16 protein-coding genes are annotated in these 19446 nt (G+C 72.4%); 10 read left to right on the top strand and 6 right to left on the bottom strand.

The genetic code is table 11. The features are described 5' to 3' along the window. Positions 1-138: 138 nt before the first annotated feature. Both ACFYM0_RS32550 and ACFYM0_RS32555 read right to left on the bottom strand, forming a co-directional pair. The gene (locus tag ACFYM0_RS32550; RefSeq protein ID WP_388507697.1) at positions 139-1569 is read right to left on the bottom strand and encodes a hypothetical protein; all 1431 of its coding nucleotides are present in this window, start codon (positions 1567-1569) and stop codon (positions 139-141) included. 10 nt (positions 1570-1579) lie between these two features. Beyond that, positions 1580-1834: a MoaD/ThiS family protein gene (locus ACFYM0_RS32555; protein ID WP_267753985.1), complete on the bottom strand. Its 255-nt coding sequence runs from the start codon at positions 1832-1834 to the stop codon at positions 1580-1582. A gap of 507 nt (positions 1835-2341) precedes the next feature. Between ACFYM0_RS32555 and ACFYM0_RS32560 the strand changes: the two genes are divergently transcribed. The 5 genes from ACFYM0_RS32560 (at position 2342) to ACFYM0_RS32580 (ending at position 8165) form a co-directional block, all read left to right on the top strand. After that, positions 2342-3112, top strand: a complete 771-nt coding sequence (locus ACFYM0_RS32560) for a response regulator transcription factor (RefSeq protein ID WP_243339450.1) — start codon at positions 2342-2344, stop codon at positions 3110-3112. Positions 3113-3193: 81 nt separating this feature from the next. After that, complete coding sequence (locus ACFYM0_RS32565; RefSeq protein ID WP_327253559.1) at positions 3194-4216, top strand: LacI family DNA-binding transcriptional regulator; 1023 nt, start codon at positions 3194-3196, stop codon at positions 4214-4216. A gap of 451 nt (positions 4217-4667) precedes the next feature. After that, positions 4668-5909: a S1C family serine protease gene (locus ACFYM0_RS32570; protein WP_388507701.1), complete on the top strand. Its 1242-nt coding sequence runs from the start codon at positions 4668-4670 to the stop codon at positions 5907-5909. Between the two features lie 64 nt (positions 5910-5973). After that, complete coding sequence (locus ACFYM0_RS32575; RefSeq protein WP_388507704.1) at positions 5974-6723, top strand: response regulator transcription factor; 750 nt, start codon at positions 5974-5976, stop codon at positions 6721-6723. Beyond that, on the top strand, positions 6720-8165 hold the full coding sequence (locus ACFYM0_RS32580; RefSeq protein WP_388507705.1) for an ATP-binding protein: 1446 nt from the start codon (positions 6720-6722) through the stop codon (positions 8163-8165). The genes ACFYM0_RS32575 and ACFYM0_RS32580 overlap by 4 nt, the downstream gene beginning before the upstream one ends. On the opposite strand, the gene ACFYM0_RS32585 is transcribed toward ACFYM0_RS32580, so the two are convergent. Further along, positions 8145-9155, bottom strand: coding sequence for a phosphatidylinositol-specific phospholipase C (locus ACFYM0_RS32585; protein WP_388507708.1), 1011 nt, complete (start codon positions 9153-9155; stop codon positions 8145-8147). The genes ACFYM0_RS32580 and ACFYM0_RS32585 overlap by 21 nt on opposite strands. 76 nt (positions 9156-9231) lie before the next feature. Beyond that, positions 9232-9801, bottom strand: a complete 570-nt coding sequence (locus ACFYM0_RS32590) for a TetR/AcrR family transcriptional regulator (RefSeq protein ID WP_388507711.1) — start codon at positions 9799-9801, stop codon at positions 9232-9234. Between the two features lie 136 nt (positions 9802-9937). Between ACFYM0_RS32590 and ACFYM0_RS32595 the strand changes: the two genes are divergently transcribed. Continuing rightward, a complete protein-coding gene (locus tag ACFYM0_RS32595; RefSeq protein WP_388507714.1) occupies positions 9938-10720 on the top strand; it encodes an alpha/beta fold hydrolase in 783 nt (260 codons plus the stop codon). Between the two features lie 98 nt (positions 10721-10818). Here ACFYM0_RS32595 and ACFYM0_RS32600 read toward each other — a convergent pair whose 3' ends face one another. Next, the gene (locus tag ACFYM0_RS32600; protein ID WP_388507716.1) at positions 10819-12642 is read right to left on the bottom strand and encodes a bifunctional metallophosphatase/5'-nucleotidase; all 1824 of its coding nucleotides are present in this window, start codon (positions 12640-12642) and stop codon (positions 10819-10821) included. A 228-nt stretch (positions 12643-12870) separates the two neighbouring features. Here ACFYM0_RS32600 and mshD point away from each other — a divergent pair, with 228 nt between their 5' ends. Beyond that, a complete protein-coding gene (mshD, locus tag ACFYM0_RS32605) occupies positions 12871-13803 on the top strand; it encodes a mycothiol synthase (RefSeq protein WP_388507719.1) in 933 nt (310 codons plus the stop codon). Between the two features lie 81 nt (positions 13804-13884). On the opposite strand, the gene ACFYM0_RS32610 is transcribed toward mshD, so the two are convergent. Next, entirely contained in the window at positions 13885-14169 is a 285-nt protein-coding gene (locus ACFYM0_RS32610; protein ID WP_388507722.1) for a hypothetical protein, read from the bottom strand. Between the two features lie 467 nt (positions 14170-14636). Between ACFYM0_RS32610 and ACFYM0_RS32615 the strand changes: the two genes are divergently transcribed. The 3 genes from ACFYM0_RS32615 to pstS all read left to right on the top strand — a co-directional run bounded on the left by ACFYM0_RS32615 (position 14637) and on the right by pstS (position 19357). After that, the gene (locus ACFYM0_RS32615; RefSeq protein WP_388507724.1) at positions 14637-16967 is read left to right on the top strand and encodes an RNA degradosome polyphosphate kinase; all 2331 of its coding nucleotides are present in this window, start codon (positions 14637-14639) and stop codon (positions 16965-16967) included. Beyond that, positions 16948-17904: a CHAD domain-containing protein gene (locus tag ACFYM0_RS32620; RefSeq protein WP_388507727.1), complete on the top strand. Its 957-nt coding sequence runs from the start codon at positions 16948-16950 to the stop codon at positions 17902-17904. Before ACFYM0_RS32615 ends, ACFYM0_RS32620 begins: the two co-directional genes overlap by 20 nt. Before the next feature lie 316 nt (positions 17905-18220). Continuing rightward, positions 18221-19357 (top strand): phosphate ABC transporter substrate-binding protein PstS, encoded by a 1137-nt coding sequence (gene pstS, locus ACFYM0_RS32625; protein WP_327253571.1) that lies wholly within the window; start codon positions 18221-18223, stop codon positions 19355-19357. Positions 19358-19446 lie beyond the last annotated feature (89 nt).

The raw sequence follows: 19446 nt of genomic DNA on the forward strand, positions 1-19446 counted from the left end.
CACCCCCAGACGATTGGTACGACGGCCCAGTGGACCATGACCGGCCGTGAGGGCGCTGTGAGTTGACGTGGGGCGGCGGTATGACAACGCCCGCCCCGGGCAAACGGGGCGGGCGCGCGGGCAGTGCGGGCGGGGGCCTCAGCCCACCACCCTGCCGATCAGGTAGACCGCCGGGGCCGCCGCGGCCAGCGGCAGCGCGACACCGGCCGTCATGTGGACGAACTTCGACGGGTAGTCGTACGCCGCCACCCGCAGCCCGATCAGCGCGCACACCCCGGCCGCGAGGCCGATCAGCGCACCGCCCGCTCCGACGGACGTCAGCCCGCCCACGGCGATGCCCGCACCGGTCGCGGCGGCCAGCGAGACGCCGACCGAGGGCACGGTGGGCAGCGGGAGCGCCCGGGCGAAGACGGCCACCGCCACGGCGGCGGCGCCCACGCTCACGGCGGCGGAGTCGGCCGCGAGGTAGCCCGCGCAGACGATGGCCAGCGCGGCCGAGGCCACCGAGGCCATCAGCCCGTACATCCGCTCGTCCGGATCGGCGTGGCTGCGCAGCTGGAGCACCAGCGTCAGCAGCACCCAGGCGCCCAAGGTGCCGATGATCGCGCCGGGGCCGTACGGCTCGTCCACCGCGAGCACGGCCACATCGGCGACGACCGCCCCGGCGAAGGCCAGGGCGATGCCCTGACGGGCCGGCCACATGCCGTTGAGCCGGAACCAGCCCGCCGCGGTGAGGCCCTGGAGGGCGATCAGGGGCGCGAGCAGCGCGAACTCGCTCAGCGCGGCGGCGGCCGCGATGACCAGCCCGAGGGCGGCCGTCAGTATGGCCGCTTGCGGACCGGGATCGATGATCGGCGAGCGGCCTTCGGCGCGGGCCTGGGCCGGGTCCACGGCGCGCAGCGTGTTGCCGGCGAGGGTGGGCGGAGACCAGGCGGGCTCCTCCTCGGCCGCGCCTGCTGCCACCCCGTCGCCCGCCCCGGCGGCCACCACCGGGTCCGCGGCGGGAGCCCCGCCCGGGGCCTCGGCCGCCTGCTGCGGGAGGTACGGGGCCGCCTGCGCGGCCCACTCCTGGCCGGGGGCCGGAGCCTGGGCCCGGGCCGCCTCCGCCTGGTACGCCGTCTCCCCCCACTGCTGCGGGGGCTCGCCCTGCCCGGCCTGCGGGGCCTGCTGCGCCGGCGCCTCGTCGCGGAACCAGTGGTCGGGGGCCGCGGTCTGCGGGTAGGCCGGAGCCGCGTACGGATCCGCGTAGGGGTCCGCGTACGCCTGCTGCTGCCCCCACTCCTGTCCGGAGACGGGCGCCTGGGCCTGCGGCTGGGCCGGAGGCTGCGGCTCCTCGCGGAACCAGCCCTCGGGCGCGACGGGGTACTGCGCCGGTACGCCGTCCAGCGGCGCCTGCACCGGCTGGTACGAGGTGTCCCACGTAGGGGACTGCCAGGTCTGGGTCCCGTAGGGATCCGGCTGCTGCAGCTGTTCCTGCTGCTGTTGCCGTTGCTGCTCCAGAAACTGCTGCTGCTGTTGCTGCTGTAGCTGCTGCTGGAGCTGTCGCTGCTGTTCCTCAGGCGTGCTCATGGGGCTCCGCTCACCCGCCCGCGAACGGCGGGAGCACCTCGACGGTGCCCCCCTCGGTCAGCTCGACGGAATCGTGCGGGCGCTTGCCCACGGGCTCTTCGTTCACGAGGAAGGAGCAGCGCAGCAGGACCCGGGTCAGCTCCCCGGGGTGGCGTTCCCGCACGGTGTCGAGCGCCTCGGCCAGTGTCCGCGCCGAGTACGGCTCCTCCGCCGTCTTGGCCGCGGCCTTCGCCGCCGCCCAGTAGCGGATGGTTCCGGTTGCCACTGCACGCTCCTCTCGTCGGCGCTCTGCCGTCGGCCTCCATCATGAACCCTCGCGCCCCCGATCCCGGCGTGCCTCCGCGCGCCCCGCGTGCGCCCAGGCGGCCCGCACCGGGTCCACCGATCCGGTGAAACCGGCGCATATGCAGGTCCGGGGGTGGTGGGAACCACAGAAGTGGAACGCTCCGAAGCCTCGGCCCCGCCGGGGCGGGTGGGCTATTCTGCTGGCGAGAGGATCCGGGCAACGTAGCCCCCGGGTCCTTTTGTGCTTTCAGCACGTTGAACGGACCGAGAACAGTGGTATCCATCCGGACCTCAGGGCGCGGGGACCGGACGGACACCAGGCAAGTCGTACGAAGCAGTGCCGCGAAAGTCCTCGACGGGACCGAGGAGGAACCGACGTGATGGACCAGCGAACCGTCGTGCAGGCGCAGGTGCGGGCAGACGCACCTGCGCACGCACACCACCAGTACCACCAGTACCACCGTCCGACCCGGGCGGGTGGTCGGGCATGAGCTCACTCCTGCTCCTGACCAATGCCCTGCAGCCCTCGACCGAGGTGCTGCCGGCCCTCGGCCTGCTGCTCCACAGCGTCCGGGTGGCCCCCGCCGAGGGCCCCGCCCTCGTGGACACCCCGGGCGCCGACGTGATCCTCGTCGACGGCCGCCGCGACCTGCCCCAGGTGCGGTCGCTGTGCCAGCTGCTCCGCTCCACGGGGCCCGGCTGCCCGCTGATCCTCGTCGTCACCGAGGGCGGCCTCGCGGCCGTCACCGCCGACTGGGGCATCGACGACGTCCTCCTCGACACCGCGGGACCGGCCGAAGTCGAAGCGCGGCTGCGCCTCGCCACCGGCCGCCAGCAGCTCGGCTCGGACGACTCCCCGATGGAGATCCGCAACGGTGACCTGTCGGTCGACGAGGCGACGTACTCGGCGAAGCTGAAGGGGCGGGTCCTGGACCTGACCTTCAAGGAGTTCGAGCTCCTCAAGTACCTCGCCCAGCACCCGGGCCGGGTCTTCACCCGTGCGCAGCTCCTCCAGGAGGTGTGGGGCTACGACTACTTCGGCGGCACCCGCACCGTCGACGTGCACGTACGGCGTCTGCGCGCGAAACTCGGGCCCGAGCACGAGTCGCTGATCGGTACCGTCCGCAACGTCGGGTACCGCTTCGTCACCCCGGAGAAGGTGGAACGGGCGGCGGCGGAAGCGGCCGCGCAGGCGGCCACGAAGGCGGCGGCCGAGGCCTCCGCGCGGGCCGCCGCGGCACTCACCCGGATGGACTAGGGGGGCTGCGCGAAGGTTGTGGGATCGACCTCCTCCGGACGCCCTGCCCAGAGGTAGGTCACCCCGCGTAGACTTCCGCGCGTGGCCAAGGTGACGCGGGATGACGTGGCACGACTTGCGGGTACTTCTACCGCCGTCGTGAGCTACGTCATCAACAACGGACCCAGGCCGGTTGCCCCGGCCACGCGCGAGCGTGTCCTCGCCGCGATCAAGGACCTGGGCTACCGCCCGGACCGGGTCGCCCAGGCGATGGCCTCACGCCGCACCGACCTCATAGGCATGATCGTCCCCGATGCCCGCCAGCCGTTCTTCGCGGAGATGGCGCACGCGGTCGAGCAGGCCGCAGCCGAGCGCGGAAAGATGGTGCTGGTCGGCAACTCCGACTACCGCACCGAGCGCGAGGTCCACTATCTGCGGGCCTTCCTCGGGATGCGGGTCTCGGGCCTGATCCTGGTCAGCCAGGGCATGAGCGAGCAGGCAGCCTCCGAGATCGAGGCCTGGGACGCCCGCGTGGTCCTCCTCCACGAGCGCCCCGAGGCCATCGACGACGTCGCCGTCGTCACCGACGACATCGGCGGCGCGCAGCTCGCCACCCGGCACCTCCTCGAGCACGGACACCCGTACGTGGCCTGCCTGGGCGGCGTCGAGAGCACCCCCGAGGTCGGCGACCCGGTGGCCGACCACGTCGAGGGCTGGCGGCGGGCCATGCTCGAATCCGGCCGCTCGGTGGAGGGCCGCCTCTTCCAGGCCCCGTACAACCGCTACGACGCGTACAAGGTCGCCCTGGAGCTGCTGGCCGGACCGGACCGCCCGCCGGCGATCTTCTGCGCTACGGACGACCAGGCGATCGGCGTCCTGCGCGCCGCGCGGGAGCTGCGCATCGACGTGCCCGAGCAGCTGGCGGTGGCCGGCTTCGACGACGTCAAGGAGGCGGCCCTGACGGACCCGCCCCTCACCACCATCGCCTCGGACCGCCCGGCGATGGCCCGCGCCGCGGTGGACCTCGTCCTGGACGACGCCCTGCGGGTGGCGGGCTCCCGGCGCGAACGCCTGAAGCAGTTCCCCTCGGCCCTGGTCATCCGCCGCTCCTGCGGCTGCCGCTAGGCGCTGGCCGCTGAGGTGCCCCGGGACCCCGGAGCGTGCTTCCCGCCGCGCCCGCGCGCGGCACCGTTCCCGGGGGCCGGCCCCCGGACCCCCGCTCCTCAAACGCCGGAGGGGCTGACATTGCCGTACGGACAATCCAGCCCACACCGACCGAAATCCGGCCCCGCCAACCTTTGAGACACGGGGAATCCGGGGCGCAGCTCCGGGGGGGGTCCGGGCGCAGCCCGGGGAACGGGCGAAGGGCGGGTAGGGGACTTCGCCCCGCAGGGCCCGACCACCCACACCCGTCCCACCCGGCCCATCTGGCCCACCCGGACCGCCCGGACCACTCGGCTCGCTCTGGGCAGCCGGGCCCAGCCCGGCCCGGCCTTATATAGGGCATACACGGTTCTGTCGGGCTTCTCAGCGGGGACTCAGGAAGCTCTCATCATCGGCGGACAGAGTCGTATCCATGACCGAGAACCTCCGCCGCGAAGGCGAGTACCCCCAGGAAAACCGCCCCCAGCAGCCCGCCCCCTGGGGCGAGGACTGGCAGCGCGGTCGTGACCGGCTCGCACAGGACGCCGCGTACCCGCCTCCGCCCGCCTACCCCCCGGCGGCCCCCGCCCCCGGCTGGCACGAGGCCCACTCGGCCCCGGTCATCCAGGGCGAGACCGTCCCCCAGAACGGCGGCAACGGCGGCAACGGCAGCGGCGGCTGGGCCACCTGGGGCGAGGCCGCCCCGGCGTCCGCCGCCCCGCAGGGCCAGGGCCAGGGCCACGGCCACGCCCGAGCCAAGCGCCCGGTCGCCCTCCTCGCCGCCGTGGCCCTCGCGGCCGCCGTCGTCGGCGGCGGTACCGCCGCCGCCGTCCAGCAGATGCTGAACAAGACCAACGGCACGGGCACCGGCGTCAACGGCAGCACCATCTCCCAGTCGAACCGCGGCACCGTCACCGGCGTCGCCGAGAACGTCAGCCCCTCCGTCGTCCGCATCGACACCCGCACCGCCTCCGGCCAGGGCACCGGTTCCGGCATCGTGATCACCGCCGACGGCGAGATCGTCACCAACAACCACGTGATCGACGGCGCGAGCCAGATCCAGGTGACGATGAGCGACGGCAAGAAGTACAACGCGAAGATCGTCGGCACGGATCCGGACAAGGACCTCGCCCTCATCAAGCTGGAAGGCGCGAGCGGGCTCAAGCCCGCGAGCCTGGGCAACTCCGACAGCCTCAAGGTCGGCGACGAGGTCGTCGCCATCGGCTCCCCCGACCGCCTCACCGGCACGGTCACCAGCGGCATCGTCTCCGCGCTCGACCGCGAGGTGAACGTCCCCAAGTCCGAGCAGAAGCAGCAGTCTCCCGAGGACGGCTTCCCCTTCTCCTACGGCGGCCGGCAGTTCAACGGGAACACCGGCACGGACACCACCTCGTACAAGGCCATCCAGACGGACGCCTCCCTGAACCCCGGCAACTCGGGCGGCGCCCTCGTCAACATGAACGGCGAGATCGTGGGCATGCCCTCCGCGATCTACTCCCCCTCCAGCGGCAGCGGCTCCGCCGGCAGCGTCGGCCTCGGCTTCGCCATCCCCGTCAACACCATCAAGGCCGACCTCCCCTCCCTCCGCAAGGGCGGCCCGGGCGGCGACGGCAGCAGCAACGGCGACAGCGGCTCCGGCAACAACGCCGCGAACGGTTTCGGGACCTCCTTCTAGCCCGACTTCCAGCCCGCCCGTGCGAGCCTGGTAGGAGACCGACCACCACCTGGGGGGACCCCGTATGAGCGCCGAAGGCGACCAGCAGCGCATCCTCGTCGTCGACGACGAACCGGCCGTACGCGAGGCCCTGCGCCGCAGCCTGGCCTTCGAGGGGTACGGCACGCAGACCGCCGTCGACGGGCTCGACGCCCTCGACAAAGCGGACTCGTACGCCCCCGACCTGATCATCCTGGACATCCAGATGCCGCGGATGGACGGTCTGACGGCCGCCCGCCGCCTGCGCGCCGCCGGCAGCACCACGCCCGTCCTGATGCTGACCGCCCGCGATACGGTCGGCGACCGCGTCACCGGACTCGACGCCGGCGCCGACGACTACCTGGTCAAGCCGTTCGAGCTGGACGAGCTCTTCGCCCGGGTGCGCGCCCTGCTGCGCCGCAGCTCCTACACCGCCCCCTCCGGCGGGGACGGCCGGCCCGCGGACGCCGACGCGCTGACCTTCGGCGACCTGCGCATGGACCTCGCCACCCGCGAGGTCACCCGCGGCGGCCGCCCGGTGGAGCTGACCCGTACCGAATTCACCCTGCTGGAGATGTTCCTCGCGCACCCGCGCCAGGTCCTGACCCGCGAGCAGATCCTCAAAACCGTATGGGGCTTCGACTTCGAGCCCAGCTCCAACTCCCTGGACGTGTACGTGATGTACCTGCGCCGCAAGACCGAGGCCGGGGGCGAGCCCCGCCTGGTCCACACCGTGCGCGGGGTGGGCTACGTACTGCGCGCGGCCGGGGCGGGCGACACCGGCGGTCCGGAGTGAGCCCCACCGCCAGATTCCGCGGCCTCCCGCTCCGCTCCCGTCTCGCCCTGCTGGTCACCGTCGCGGTGGCGCTGGCCGTCGCGGCCGTGGCCTGCGTGAGCTGGTTCATGGTCCGCACCCAGCTGAACGACCAGCTGAACAGTTCGCTGCGCTCCACCAACGCCCGGGCCCAGGCCAGCCAAGCGCTGAACCGGTACGGCTGCCTGGACAAGGTGCCCGGCCCCTTCGAGAACAACCTCAGCGCGCAGGTGCAGATCGTGCTGCCCACGGGCGGCCGTTGCGCGGTGGACGGCAAGAACACCCTCCCGGTCTCCGACTTCGACCTCGACGTGGCCAAGGGGGTGCGCGGAGCGATCCTTTACGACGGCAAGACCACGGACGGCACCCCCGTACGCGTCTACACCCAGCCCGTGGAGCTGTCCGCCGGGCCCGGCCTGCAGAACTCCCTCGCGGCCATCTCGGTGGCCAAGCCCCTCTCCGACATCACCGAACCCCTGTCCACCCTGGCCTGGGTGCTCCTGTTCGTCTCCGCCGTCGGCATCCTCGGCGCCGGCGTGGCCGGCCTCTGGGTGGCCCGTACGGGCCTGCGCCCGGTCGACGAACTGACCGGCGCCGTCGAGCACATCGCCCGCACCGAGGACCTCACCGTCCGCATCCCCGACGAGGGCGACGACGAGATCGCCCGGCTGTCGCGCTCCTTCAACTCCATGACGGCCGCGCTGGCCTCCTCCCAGGAGCGCCAGGCCCAGCTGATCGCGGACGCCGGGCACGAGCTGCGCACCCCGCTCACCTCGCTGCGCACCAACATCGAGCTGCTGGCGCGCAGCGAGGAGACCGGCCGGGCCATCCCGCCGGAGGACCGCAAGGAGCTGCTGTCCTCGGTCAAGGCGCAGATGACGGAACTGGCCTCGCTGATCGGCGACTTGCAGGAGCTGTCCCGCCCGGACGCGGCCGCTCCCGGTCCCCTCGGGGTGGTGGCCCTGCACGAGATCGCGGGTGCGGCGCTGTCCCGCGCCCGGCTGCGCGGTCCGGAGCTGGACTTCGACTCGGACCTGGCGCCCTGGTACGTACGCGGCGAGGCGGCGGCCCTGGAGCGGGCGGTGGTCAACGTCCTGGACAACGCGGTGAAGTTCAGCCCGCCCGGCAGCACGGTCACCGTGTCGCTGCGCGCGGGCGAGCTGACCGTACGGGACCGCGGTCCCGGCATCCCGGCCGACGACCTCCCGCACGTCTTCGAGCGCTTCTGGCGCTCCCCGTCCGCCCGGGCCCTGCCGGGCAGCGGCCTCGGCCTGTCCATCGTGGCCCGTACGGTGCAGCGCGCGGGCGGCACGGCCGCCTTGCGCGCCCCGGCGGACGGCGGCCCGGGTACCGAGGCGGTGCTCAGCATCCCGGGCGCGCCGGCTCCGCCGCCCGTTCAGGCGTCAGTTGTGCCGGATCAGTGAGGCGACCAGGCCGGAGCGGGTGTTGGGGAAGTCCATGGGGACGATCCCGAGCCCGGTCCGGCCGGCCAGCTCGGAGCCGTCGACGAAGGCGTGCACCTGCGGGCCCAGGCGGTCGGAGTTCCAGCGGGGCGGCAGGGCCGCGGCCGTGCTGGTGTAGTTCATGAAGAACCTGCCGGGCTGCTGGACGGCCTTGCGGAAGTGGTTCTCGATCTTGCCCCGTTTGGCGAAGGGCTCGGCCATGTAGTCGTCCTGGATGTCGAAGACGTTGCCGTCGCCGTAGCGCAGGCCGCCGGGGAGGCCGCCGTTGTCGGGGAGCAGCAGCACCTTGCCGCGCACCTGGCCGAGGGCGGGCAGCGAGTCGGCGATCTTGAAGAGCGGGCTCCAGCCCCGGTTGTTCAGGTAGTCGTCGAAGACGGCGCGGAAGGTGGCGTCGCTCTCCTCGGAGTACTCCTGCTTGAGCCGCATCAGCACGGTCTCGGTGGGGTGCGCGGCGAGGAAGTTCCAGCAGGCGGCGAGGACGTCTCCGAACATCAGGTTCTGGTAGTACGCGCCGTGGTGGATCGCGAACGATCCGCCGGTCACCCGGCAGCGGACGTCGAGGAAGCGGATCCCGGAGCCGAGCTGGTCGGCGATGGAGGTGTTCTGGCAGGCGACGTAGAGCCCGCCCCGGGTGGCGCCCGAGTCGTGGGTGCCGGGGATGGTCATCCGCTGGAGGGGGGTGGCGTCGCCGAGGCCGCTCATCCAGTCCTGGGTGGAGAGCGAGCCCACTGCCGTGGCGGCGGCCCGGGTGGCTCCGGTGGCCCCCGTGGCCCGGGTGGCGGCCGAGGCCGTCCCGGTGCCCGCGCCGAGCAGGGCCGCGCCGCCCAGGGCCGCCGTCCCCGCCAGGAATCCGCGCCGCCGAAGCCCCGTACCCGCGCTCGCGTCCCCGCCCGCGCCGCCCGTGCCGATGCCCACGCCCGTACCCGCGCCCATGCCCGTACCCGCGCCCATGCCCGCCCCTTTGCCGACCCAGTGGTGGCCCGGATTATGGCGTGCGGAGCCCTGCATTACTACCCACGGGTAGTACTCAGCTTTCGAGCAACTCCGCCATCAGGCGCAGCCCTTGGGCGAGGGACCGGCCGTCCGGCGCGTGCTCCGGGTCGGTCAGGCACTGCACCATGACCCCGGTCAGCAGCGCGATGTGCACCGACCCGAGGCTCCGCACGTCCTCCTCCGCGACCTCCTCGACGGGGACTCCGCGCAACTGCGCGGCCACCATGCGGCGGTTGTGGCGCTGCCCCTCGGCCAGGACGGCGAGCAGCTCGGGCGAGGACTGCGCGTGCACGAAGGCCTCGACGGAGGCGGTCCAGAGCCAGCGCATCTCGCCGAAGTCCCGGATCTTGCGGTCCCAGGTGTCGGCGTAGCGCTCCCGCGCGGTGGCACCCTGCCCGGCGAGCCGGCCCGATCCCGCGGCCCACTCGTCCATGGCCGCGAAGAGCGCCTCGTTGAGCAGCACCTCGCGGGTGCCGAAGTGGTAGCCGATCGCGGCCATGCTCACCTGCGCGGCCGAGGCGATGTCGCGCACGGTCGTCCGGAGGTACCCCTTCTCCTCCAGGCAGCGCCGGGCTCCGGCCAGCAGGTCCTCGCGATTTCCCATGCCGGGATCGTATCCGCGCCCGGTTTTGGGCAAGCGCGCTACACAACCGTATTGTGCACATGCCCAATTCCTGGCAGCCTGGTCCCGGAGTCACCGACCAGCACGCCCGACCAGCACACACGGGGAGAGCAACGCCATGCGCCACGAGCTGAAGATCGACGACCGCACCCTGTCCTACCTGGACTTCGGCGGGCCCGGCCGCCCGCTGCTCGCCCTCCACGGCGCCCTCTCCGAGGGCGCCCACTTCACCGACTTCGCCGCCAGCCTCGGCGAGCAGTGGCGGGTCATCGCCCCCGACCAGCGCGGGCACGGCGACTCCGGCCTCGCCTCCGAGTACAGCCGCGCGGGCTACACCGCCGACGCCGCCGCCCTGCTGGAACACCTCGCCCCCGGCGGCCCCGTACCCGTCCTCGGCTTCTCCCTCGGCGGGATCAACGCCTACCACCTGGCCGCCGCCCGGCCCGACCTGGTGTCCGCCCTGATCAACGTCGACGCCCCGGTGGAGCTCTCGCGCCAGGACGGCCCGTCCTTCTGGGACTTCCTGCACGACCTCCCGTACACCGCGGCCACCCGCGAGGAACTCCTCGCCGCCCTCGGCCCGCTCGCCGAGGGGACCGGCCCCTTCCTGCGCCCGCTGCCGGACGACTCCGGCTGGCGCCTGCCGTTCAACCCCGCGGCCACCCTGTGCACCCTCACCGGGGACGAGACCTCGTACCGGGACGTCTGGCTCGCGAGCAGCTGCCCGGCGCTGCTCGTCCACGGGCTGCGCAGCGAGGTGCTCTCCCGGGAGCAGGCCGACGCGATGGTCGCCCGGCGGCCCGGGACCTCGTACGCCGGTCTCGACACCGAGCACTTCGTGCCCTTCCAGGACCCGAAGGGCCTCGCCGAGGCCGTACGCGGCTTCCTGGCCACGCTGTAGGCCGGCCCGGGAACGCCGGAGGGGCGGCAGGCCGACGGCCCACCGCCCCTCGAGAGGCAGGTACTGCTTCAGGTACTGCTCCGGCTACTGCCCAGGTGCTACTTGACGACCGTGATCCGGTCCGCCACCGGCGGGGCCAGCGGCGCGGCCGCCGAGGAGTGCGCGGTCAGGTAGGCGTTGAAGACGTCCAGGTCGGACGCGCCGACCAGCTTGTTCTTGTGCTCCTTCAGGACGCCGAAACCGTCGCCGCCGCCCGCGAGGAACTCGTTCATCGCGACCCGGTAGGTACGGGCGGGGTCGATGGCCTCGCCGTTCAGCCTCACCGAGTCCACGACGATGCGGTCGGCACCCGCCTTGGTGGTGTCCAGGGTGTAGGAGAAGCCCTTGGAGACCTGCAGGATCTTCGGGCTCACCCCGTTGACCGGGCCGCTGACCTGCTGCTGGAGCGCGGTGATCAGCTGGGCGCCGGTCAGGTCGACGACCGTCATCATGTTGGTGAACGGCTGGACCGTGTACGACTCCCCGTACGTCACCACACCGTCGCCCTCGGCGCCGGCGGCCTTGTAGGCAAGGTCCGCACGGATGCCGCCCGGGTTCATGATGGCGAGCTGGGCGCCGCCCTTGGCCGCCGGGGCCAGGGCCTCGAGCTGCGCGTCGGCGATCACGTCACCGAGCGGCTTCTCGTACTCCGCCGAGCCGCGGCCCGCGATGTCGGCCGAGATGTAGCCCATCGGACGGTTCGCGATCGGCGCGGCCAGCGCGTTCCAGCGCTCGATCAGCGCGGTCAGGTCCGGGGCCTTGGGCTGGTCCCGGGTGACGACCTTCTGCACCGGCTTCGGCGACGTGACCGGGGTACGGACGATGTCCTTGGTCACGCGGTCGTAGGTCAGCGTGGTGTCCGTGAACAGCCGGCCGTACGAGGCGGCCGAGGTGACCGTGCGCGGCTTGCCCGCCGGGTCGGGGATGTTGCACGCGTACGCCTGGTGCGTGTGGCCGGTGACCAGGGCGTCGACCTTCGGCGAGATGTTCTTCGCGATGTCGACGATGGCCCCGGAGATGCCGGCGCCGGCGCCCGGCACGTCGCAGTCGTAGTTGTACGCGCCGCTCGCGGGCAGGCCGCCCTCGTGGATCAGCGCCACGATCGACTTCACGCCCTGCTTGTTCAGCTCCTCGGCGTACTTGTTGACCGTCTCGACCTCGTCGCCGAACGTGAGGCCCCTGACCCCGTCGGCGGTCACGATGTCGGGCGTGCCCTCCAGGGTGACGCCGATGAAGCCGATCTTCACGTCCCCCTTCTTCCAGATGAAGGTGGGGTTCATCATCGGGCGCTTGGTCTTCTGGTCGACCACGTTCGCGGCGAGGTACTTGAACTCGGCGCCGCCGAACTCCTTGCCGTACTCGAAGCAGCCCTCGACCGGGTGGCAGCCGCCGTACTGCATGCGGCGCAGCTCGGTCTTGCCCTCGTCGAACTCGTGGTTGCCGACGCTGGTCACGTCCAGGTCGAGGTCGTTGAGCGCCTCGATCGCCGGCTCGTCGTGGAAGAGGCCCGACACCATCGGGCTGGCGCCGATCATGTCGCCGGCCGCGGCGGTGACGGAGTAACGCCGGCCCTCGCGGGCCTTGCGCAGGCTGGTGGCGAGGTACTCGACACCGCCCGCGGGTATGGCCTTGGTGGTGCCGTCGGCCTGACGCTCGGTCACGGTGCCCGAGGAGCCCTGCGGGGGCTCCAGCGTGCCGTGGAGGTCGTTGAACGACAGCATCTGTACGTCGACGGTGCGGCCGTGGTCCTGGCCGTATCCGTCACCACTCGCGGCTCCGGCCGGAAGGGCGGCGGCGAGCATCGCACCGCCGGCCGTTGCCACGGCGAGAGCGGTGAGGGCCAACCGGCCGGTTCGGCGGTGCCGTTGTGGCGTCGCTGACATTTGGTCCCCTTTGCGGACAGCGATACATCTTGGGAGGTCTGCCGAAGCCTAGAGTCAACGCGCGTAGCGCGACAGGGGGTACGGGTATCGAGCTGGTTACACGCAGGGGACGGGTGCCCGTCGGCGGGACCGTCGGCGGTCCGTCCGCGGTGCTGCCCCCGCGGCCGTCCGGGCACCCGTCCGGGCCGCACCCCGCCGGTCCCCCACCGGGGTCGTAGGCTCGGTTCCATGACTGACGACGCAGCAGTGGTCCTGGAGCCGGGACGGCAGATCCAGACCCTCGACGAACTGACGGACGAACAGGCCGACGCCGTTCTCGCCCTGATCGAGGACGCGGCCCGCACCGACGGCACCACCGCCGTGTCCGAGCAGGGCCGGCTCCAGCTGCGCGGAGGAGCGCGGGAGGGGATCCGTCACTTCCTCCTGACCTCCGACGGGCGGCTCACCGCGTACGGGCAACTGGAGGACACCGATCCGGTGGAGGCCCCCGCCGCCGAGCTCGTCGTCCACCCCGCGATGCGCGGGCGCGGGCACGGGCGGGCGCTGGGCACCGCCCTGCTGGCCGCCTCCGGCAAGCGGATCCGGGTGTGGGCGCACGGTGGCAAGTCGGCGGCCCGCCACCTCGCGCAGGTGCTCGGCCTGACCCTGTTCCGCGAACTGCGCCAGCTCCGCCGCCCGCTCGATGCCCAGGCGCCCGCCCTGCCGGAGGCCGTCCTCCCCGCGGGAGTGACCGTACGCACCTTCGTGCCCGGCACCGACGACGCCGCCTGGCTGGCCGTCAACACGGAGGCCTTCGCCCACCACCCCGAGCAGGGCTCACTCACGCAGCGGGACCTGAACGACCGCATCGCGCAGCCCTGGTTCGACGCGAAGGGCTTCTTCCTAGCGGAGCGCGACGGCGAGGTCATCGGCTTCCACTGGACGAAGGTGCACGCCGAGCAGCAGCTGGGCGAGGTCTACGTCCTCGGAGTACGCCCCGGCGCGCAGGGCGGCGGCCTCGGCAAGGCCCTCACGGCGATCGGCCTGCGCCACCTCGCCGGGGCGGGCCTGCCCACGGCGATGCTCTACGTGGACGCCGACAACCCGGCGGCCCTGGCCGTGTACGAGGGCCTCGGCTTCTCCACCCACGAGGTGGACCTGATGTACCGCACGGAGAGCTGACCCCCGCCGCGCCCGCCCCGGTCGGGAGCCGGAGGCCTCTCCGGCTCCCGGCTCCCGGCTCCCGGCTCCCCCACTACTCGGCTACTCGGCGCCCAGCTTGCAGGCGCTCTCCGCGGTCGCCTTGGTCACCCCGCTGCCCTCGGTCAGGCCGGTCACACACTCGTCCTGGGCCCCGGTCAGCGAGATGTAGCACGAGGCGCGGACGGATGCCGGAGCCTCACCGCCCTTCAGCTCCCGTTCGACCTTGTTGATGCAGGCCGAGACGTCCGCGGGTGCGGCCGGGGCGGCGGGGGCCGCCAGGACCGCGCCTCCCAGGGCGAGGGTCAGACCGGTCAGGACACTTGCGATACGGGTCGACGTGCGCATGGGACGTACCTGCTCTCCGAGATCTCCGCGCGGCCCGACCCCGGCCCGGGCCCGGCCCGAACCCCGGCCCGGGCCCGGCCGTAGCGGTGACCGGGTATGCCGGACCACATGAGCAACGGCGCCGAGCACGCACGACCGCGTACGGCCCCGGGCCCGGTCCCCGTACCGGACCGGCTCGGCAGGACATCCCTCCCTCCTACCGACGCTAGAACACCCCCCGGCCCGACGCACCCGCTGGCGCCTGCGCCCGGTACGACGGCTCCCCCGCTGTCGCCCGGCGCAGCCGAGCCGCCTCCCCGGGTCCGGGGGTCGGCACCAGCCGACCCCCGCCCGGACCCTGGAAGCCATACGCCATTAACCGGGCATTAATGCGCGGTCGCGAAGCTGACCGCATGCAGCCCCGACTCCGACTGACGGCCGACACTTCCGACGCGCCTGTCCTCCCGCGCGCGCGGAAGAATGGAGTCATGAGCCACAAGCCCAGCGCAGCCCCTTCCGAGGTCCCCGCCCAGCAGCCGCCGAACAAGTTCGCCTCGCCGTCCGCTCCCAGCGCCGCCGATGTCTCCGCGGCCGCGGCCGCCCGCGCCGCCACCCCCGAGGCCGTGGCCGCCCGCGCCGCAACCGGCGCGCACGCCCGCCTGGGGTCCATAGCCGCCCACCGCCCGCACGTCGACCTGGAACCGGATCTCGACGCGGACCTGGACGCCTACGACGAGAAGGACACCGGTGAGCTGCCCGCGGGCCGCTTCCTCGACCGGGAGCGCAGCTGGCTCGCCTTCAACGAGCGCGTCCTGGAGCTCGCGGAGGACCCCGCCACGCCCCTCCTGGAGCGTGCGAACTTCCTGGCGATCTTCGCCAGCAACCTCGACGAGTTCTTCATGGTCCGCGTCGCCGGACTCAAGCGCCGCATCGCGACCGGCGTCGCCACCCGTTCGGCCTCAGGCCTGCAGCCCCGTGAGGTCCTCGACCTCATCTGGACCCGCTCCCGCGAGCTCATGGCCCGCCACGCCGCCTGCTTCCAGCAGGACATCTCCCCGCAGCTCGCCGAGGAAGGCGTCCACCTCATCCGGTGGCCCGACCTCACCGAGAAGGAGCAGGCGCGCCTCTTCACCCTGTTCCGCAACCAGATCTTCCCGGTGCTCACCCCGCTGGCCGTGGACCCCGCGCACCCGTTCCCGTACATCTCCGGCCTGTCCCTGAACCTGGCCGTGGTCGTACGCAATCCCGTCAGCGGCCACCGACACTTCGCCCGGGTCAAGGTCCCCCCGCTCCTCTCCCGCTTCCTGGAGGCCTCCCCGCAGCGCTACGTCCCGCTGGAGGACGTCATCGCCGCGCACCTGGAGGAGCTGTTCCCCGGCATGGAGGTGCTCGCGCACCACATGTTCCGCGTGACCCGCAACGAGGACCTCGAGGTGGAAGAGGACGACGCGGAGAACCTCCTCCAGGCCCTCGAGAAGGAGCTCATGCGGCGCCGCTTCGGCCCGCCGGTGCGCCTGGAGGTCGAGGAGTCCATCGACCCCGGCGTCCTGGACCTGCTGGTCCAGGAGCTGAAGGTGAACCCGTCCGAGGTGTACCCGCTCCCCGGCCCCCTCGACCTCACCGCCCTCTTCGGGATCGCCTCCCTGGACCGCCCGGAGCTGAAGTTCCCGAAGTTCGTCGCCGGCACGCACCGCGACCTCGCCGAGGTCGAGTCCGCGTCCGCGCCCGACATCTTCGCGGCGCTGCGCGAGCGGGACGTGCTCCTGCACCACCCGTACGACTCCTTCTCCACCTCCGTGCAGGCCTTCCTGGAGCAGGCGGCCGCCGACCCGGACGTCCTCGCCATCAAGCAGACGCTGTACCGGACCTCCGGCGACTCCCCGATCGTGGACGCCCTGATCGACGCCGCCGAATCCGGCAAGCAGGTCCTCGTACTCGTCGAGATCAAGGCCCGCTTCGACGAGCAGGCCAACATCAAGTGGGCCCGCAAGCTCGAGGAATCCGGCTGCCACGTCGTCTACGGGCTCGTCGGCCTCAAGACCCACTGCAAGCTGTCGCTCGTCGTCCGTCAGGAGGGCGACACGCTGCGCCGCTACTCCCACGTCGGCACCGGCAACTACCACCCCAAGACGGCACGGCTCTACGAGGACCTCGGCCTGCTCACCGCCGACTCCCAGGTCGGCGCGGACCTCTCGGACCTCTTCAACCGGCTGTCCGGCTACTCGCGCCGCGAGACCTACCGCCGGCTGCTGGTGGCCCCGCGCTCGCTGCGCGACGGCCTGATCTCCCGGATCGACAAGGAGGCGGCCCATCACAGGGCGGGCCGTCCCGCGTACGTCCGCCTCAAGATGAACTCGATCGTCGACGAGGCGCTCATCGACTCGCTCTACCGGGCCTCGCAGGCGGGCGTGCCCATCGACATCTGGGTCCGCGGCATCTGCGCGATCCGCCCCGGTGTCCCCGGGCTCTCGGACAACATCCGGGTCCGCTCGATCCTCGGCCGCTTCCTGGAGCACTCCCGGGTCTTCGCCTTCGGCAACGGCGGCGAGCCCGAGGTGTACATAGGCAGCGCCGACATGATGCACCGCAACCTCGACCGCCGTATCGAGGCACTGGTCAGGGTCGCCGACCCGGCCCACCGCGCGGCACTGGACCGGCTGCTGGAAACCGGCATGTCCGACGCCACCACCTCCTGGCACCTGGGCCCGGACGGCGAATGGACCCGGCACAGCACGGACAGCGAGGGCCAGCCGCTGCGGCACGTTCAGGAGATGCTCATTGACGCCCGGAGGCGCCGGCGTGGCTCAGCCAAATCATGACCTGACCGCCACCACGGCAGGCACCGTGCTCGGTACGTACCTGCGTGCGCAGGCCACCGCGTTCCTGCGGGGCCTGCGCCTCCACGAGGAGGGCGCCGCGACCGGCGGCGCCGAGGGCAGCGAGGCGGCGCGCAGCCTGCGGGGGGCTGCGCGCCGGATCTCCTGCTCCCTGTCCACGTTCAGGGCGGTGGCCGATTCTTCCTGGGCGGATTCGCTGCGCACGGAGCTGGTCTGGCTCTCGGCGACCCTGGCCGACGAGCACGCGTACGCGGCGCGCCTGTCACGGCTGATGGACGCCCTGCAGCGGCTGTCGGGAAGCCCCGAGGTGCCGGCTCCCCGGGGTACGGCGGGCTCGCTGACCGTGGGCTCGGCCCGCGCGGGCGCCCTGCTGGAGCGCCAGCTCACCCTGGCCCGCACCCGGGCCCACTCCGCGACCCTGCAGGCGCTCGGCTCCTCCCGCTTCCACGCGGTCGCGGACGCCGTGGCGGTCCTGGCCTCCGAGGTCCCGCTGGACCCGGTGGCGGCCCGCGGCCGGGTGGACGAGGTCCTGGTCCCGCTCGCCGAGGTGGCGCATTCCCGCCTGTCCGCGGCGGTGCACTCGCTCCCCGCCCCCTCGCCCTCGCACCCGTACGACGCGGACCACGACGGCTCGTGGAACGAGGTACGCCGCCTGCTGCGCGTCCACCGCTACGCCCGGGAGGCCCTGGGCGGCGACGTGGCCCGCCTGACGGCCGCGGGCCAGGCCCTGACCCGGCACCGGGATGCCGCGGAAGCCGCCGCCGCCTCGGCCACCGCGGCCCGCACCCCCCGCATCGCCCCGGCGACGGCGTACGCCCTGGGCGTCCTGCACGCGGACCAGCGCCACGAGGTCGAAGCCTCCCGGACCACCTTCCAGCACATCTGGCAACCGGCGGATTCCAGCCACGCAGGCGTCTGACCCCTCCGGCCCGCACCACACGCACGCACCACACGCACCGTAGGCACCCACGGCAGGTCACGCATCGGTAACGGCGGGATAACAGGAGATGACGTCCAGCTCCGGCGCCGCCCCTCCGCACCACCCCGTCCGCCACGGTTCACCATCCGTTCACTTACCCCGGTCGGCCGCTTCACCTGATCTGCCTAACTTCGTAGATGCAGGGAGCGAGTCGCCGCGAACACGGACGATTCCTCCGGGCAACCGACGTAGTCCTCTTCGCACGCCGCCCCGATTCAGAAAGCGGCCGGCGGCTTCTGGAAGGAAACACCCGAAAGTGAAGCTTCAGCGCAAGAACATGCTTCGTGCCTCCGCCCTCGGGGCGCTCGTCGTGTCCGGCGCCCTGGTCCTCACGGCGTGCGGCTCGGACGACAACACCAAGACCGACGCCGGCGCCTCGGGCAAGCCTTCCGCCGCCGTGGGCGACATCAAGTGCGACGGCGCCAAGGGCAAGCTCCTCGCCTCGGGCTCCTCCGCGCAGAAGAACGCGGTCGACCTGTGGGTCAAGAACTACATGGCGGCCTGCCCGGGCGTCGAGGTCAACTACAAGTCCTCCTCCTCCGGTGAGGGCATCGTCGCGTTCAACCAGGGCACCGTCGGCTTCGCCGGCTCGGACTCGGCGCTGAAGCCCGAGGCCGTCGAGGAGTCGAAGAAGATCTGCACCGGCGGTCAGGGCATCGACCTGCCGATGGTCGGCGGCCCCATCGCCATCGGCTTCAACGTCGCCGGCGTGGACAAGCTGACGCTGGACGCCCCCACCCTCGCCGCGATCTTCAACGACAAGATCAAGAAGTGGGACGACGAGGCGATCAAGAAGCTGAACCCGGGCGTCACGCTTCCCGCCACCGCGATCCAGGCGTTCCACCGCTCCGAGGACTCGGGCACGACCGAGAACCTCGGCAAGTACCTCAAGGCCGCCGCTCCCGAGGCCTGGACGTACGAGGCCGCGAAGAAGTGGCCGGCCCCGGGTGGCCAGGCCGCCTCCGGCTCCTCCGGTGTCGCCTCGCAGGTCAAGGCCGTCGACGGCGCGATCGGCTACTTCGAGCTCTCGTACGCCTCCTCGCAGAGCATCAAGACCGTGGACGTCGCCACGGGCGCCGCCGCTCCGGTCAAGGCCACCGGCGAGAACGCCTCCAAGGCCATCGCCGCCGCCAAGATCTCCGGCACCGGCGACGACCTGGCGCTGAAGCTCGACTACGCCACCAAGGCCGAGGGTGCCTACCCGATCGTCCTGGTGACCTACGAAGTCGTCTGCGACAAGGGCAACAAGGCCGAGACCCTCTCGACCGTGAAGTCCTTCCTGAACTACACCGCTTCCGACGCGGGCCAGAAGGTCCTCACCGAGAACGGCTACGCCCCGATCCCGGCCGAGATCAACGCCAAGGTCCGCGAAGTCATCGCGAAGCTCGCCTAATCCAGACCCCCGGGACCACCGGTCCGCTCCCCCCGTCCGGGGGGCGGACCGGCCCGGGGACCCTCCCCTCCACCCAGGGGATCCGGTGC

The sequence above is a fragment of the Streptomyces sp. NPDC006487 genome (genome assembly GCF_042870555.1).
GTDB lineage: Bacteria > Actinomycetota > Actinomycetes > Streptomycetales > Streptomycetaceae > Streptomyces.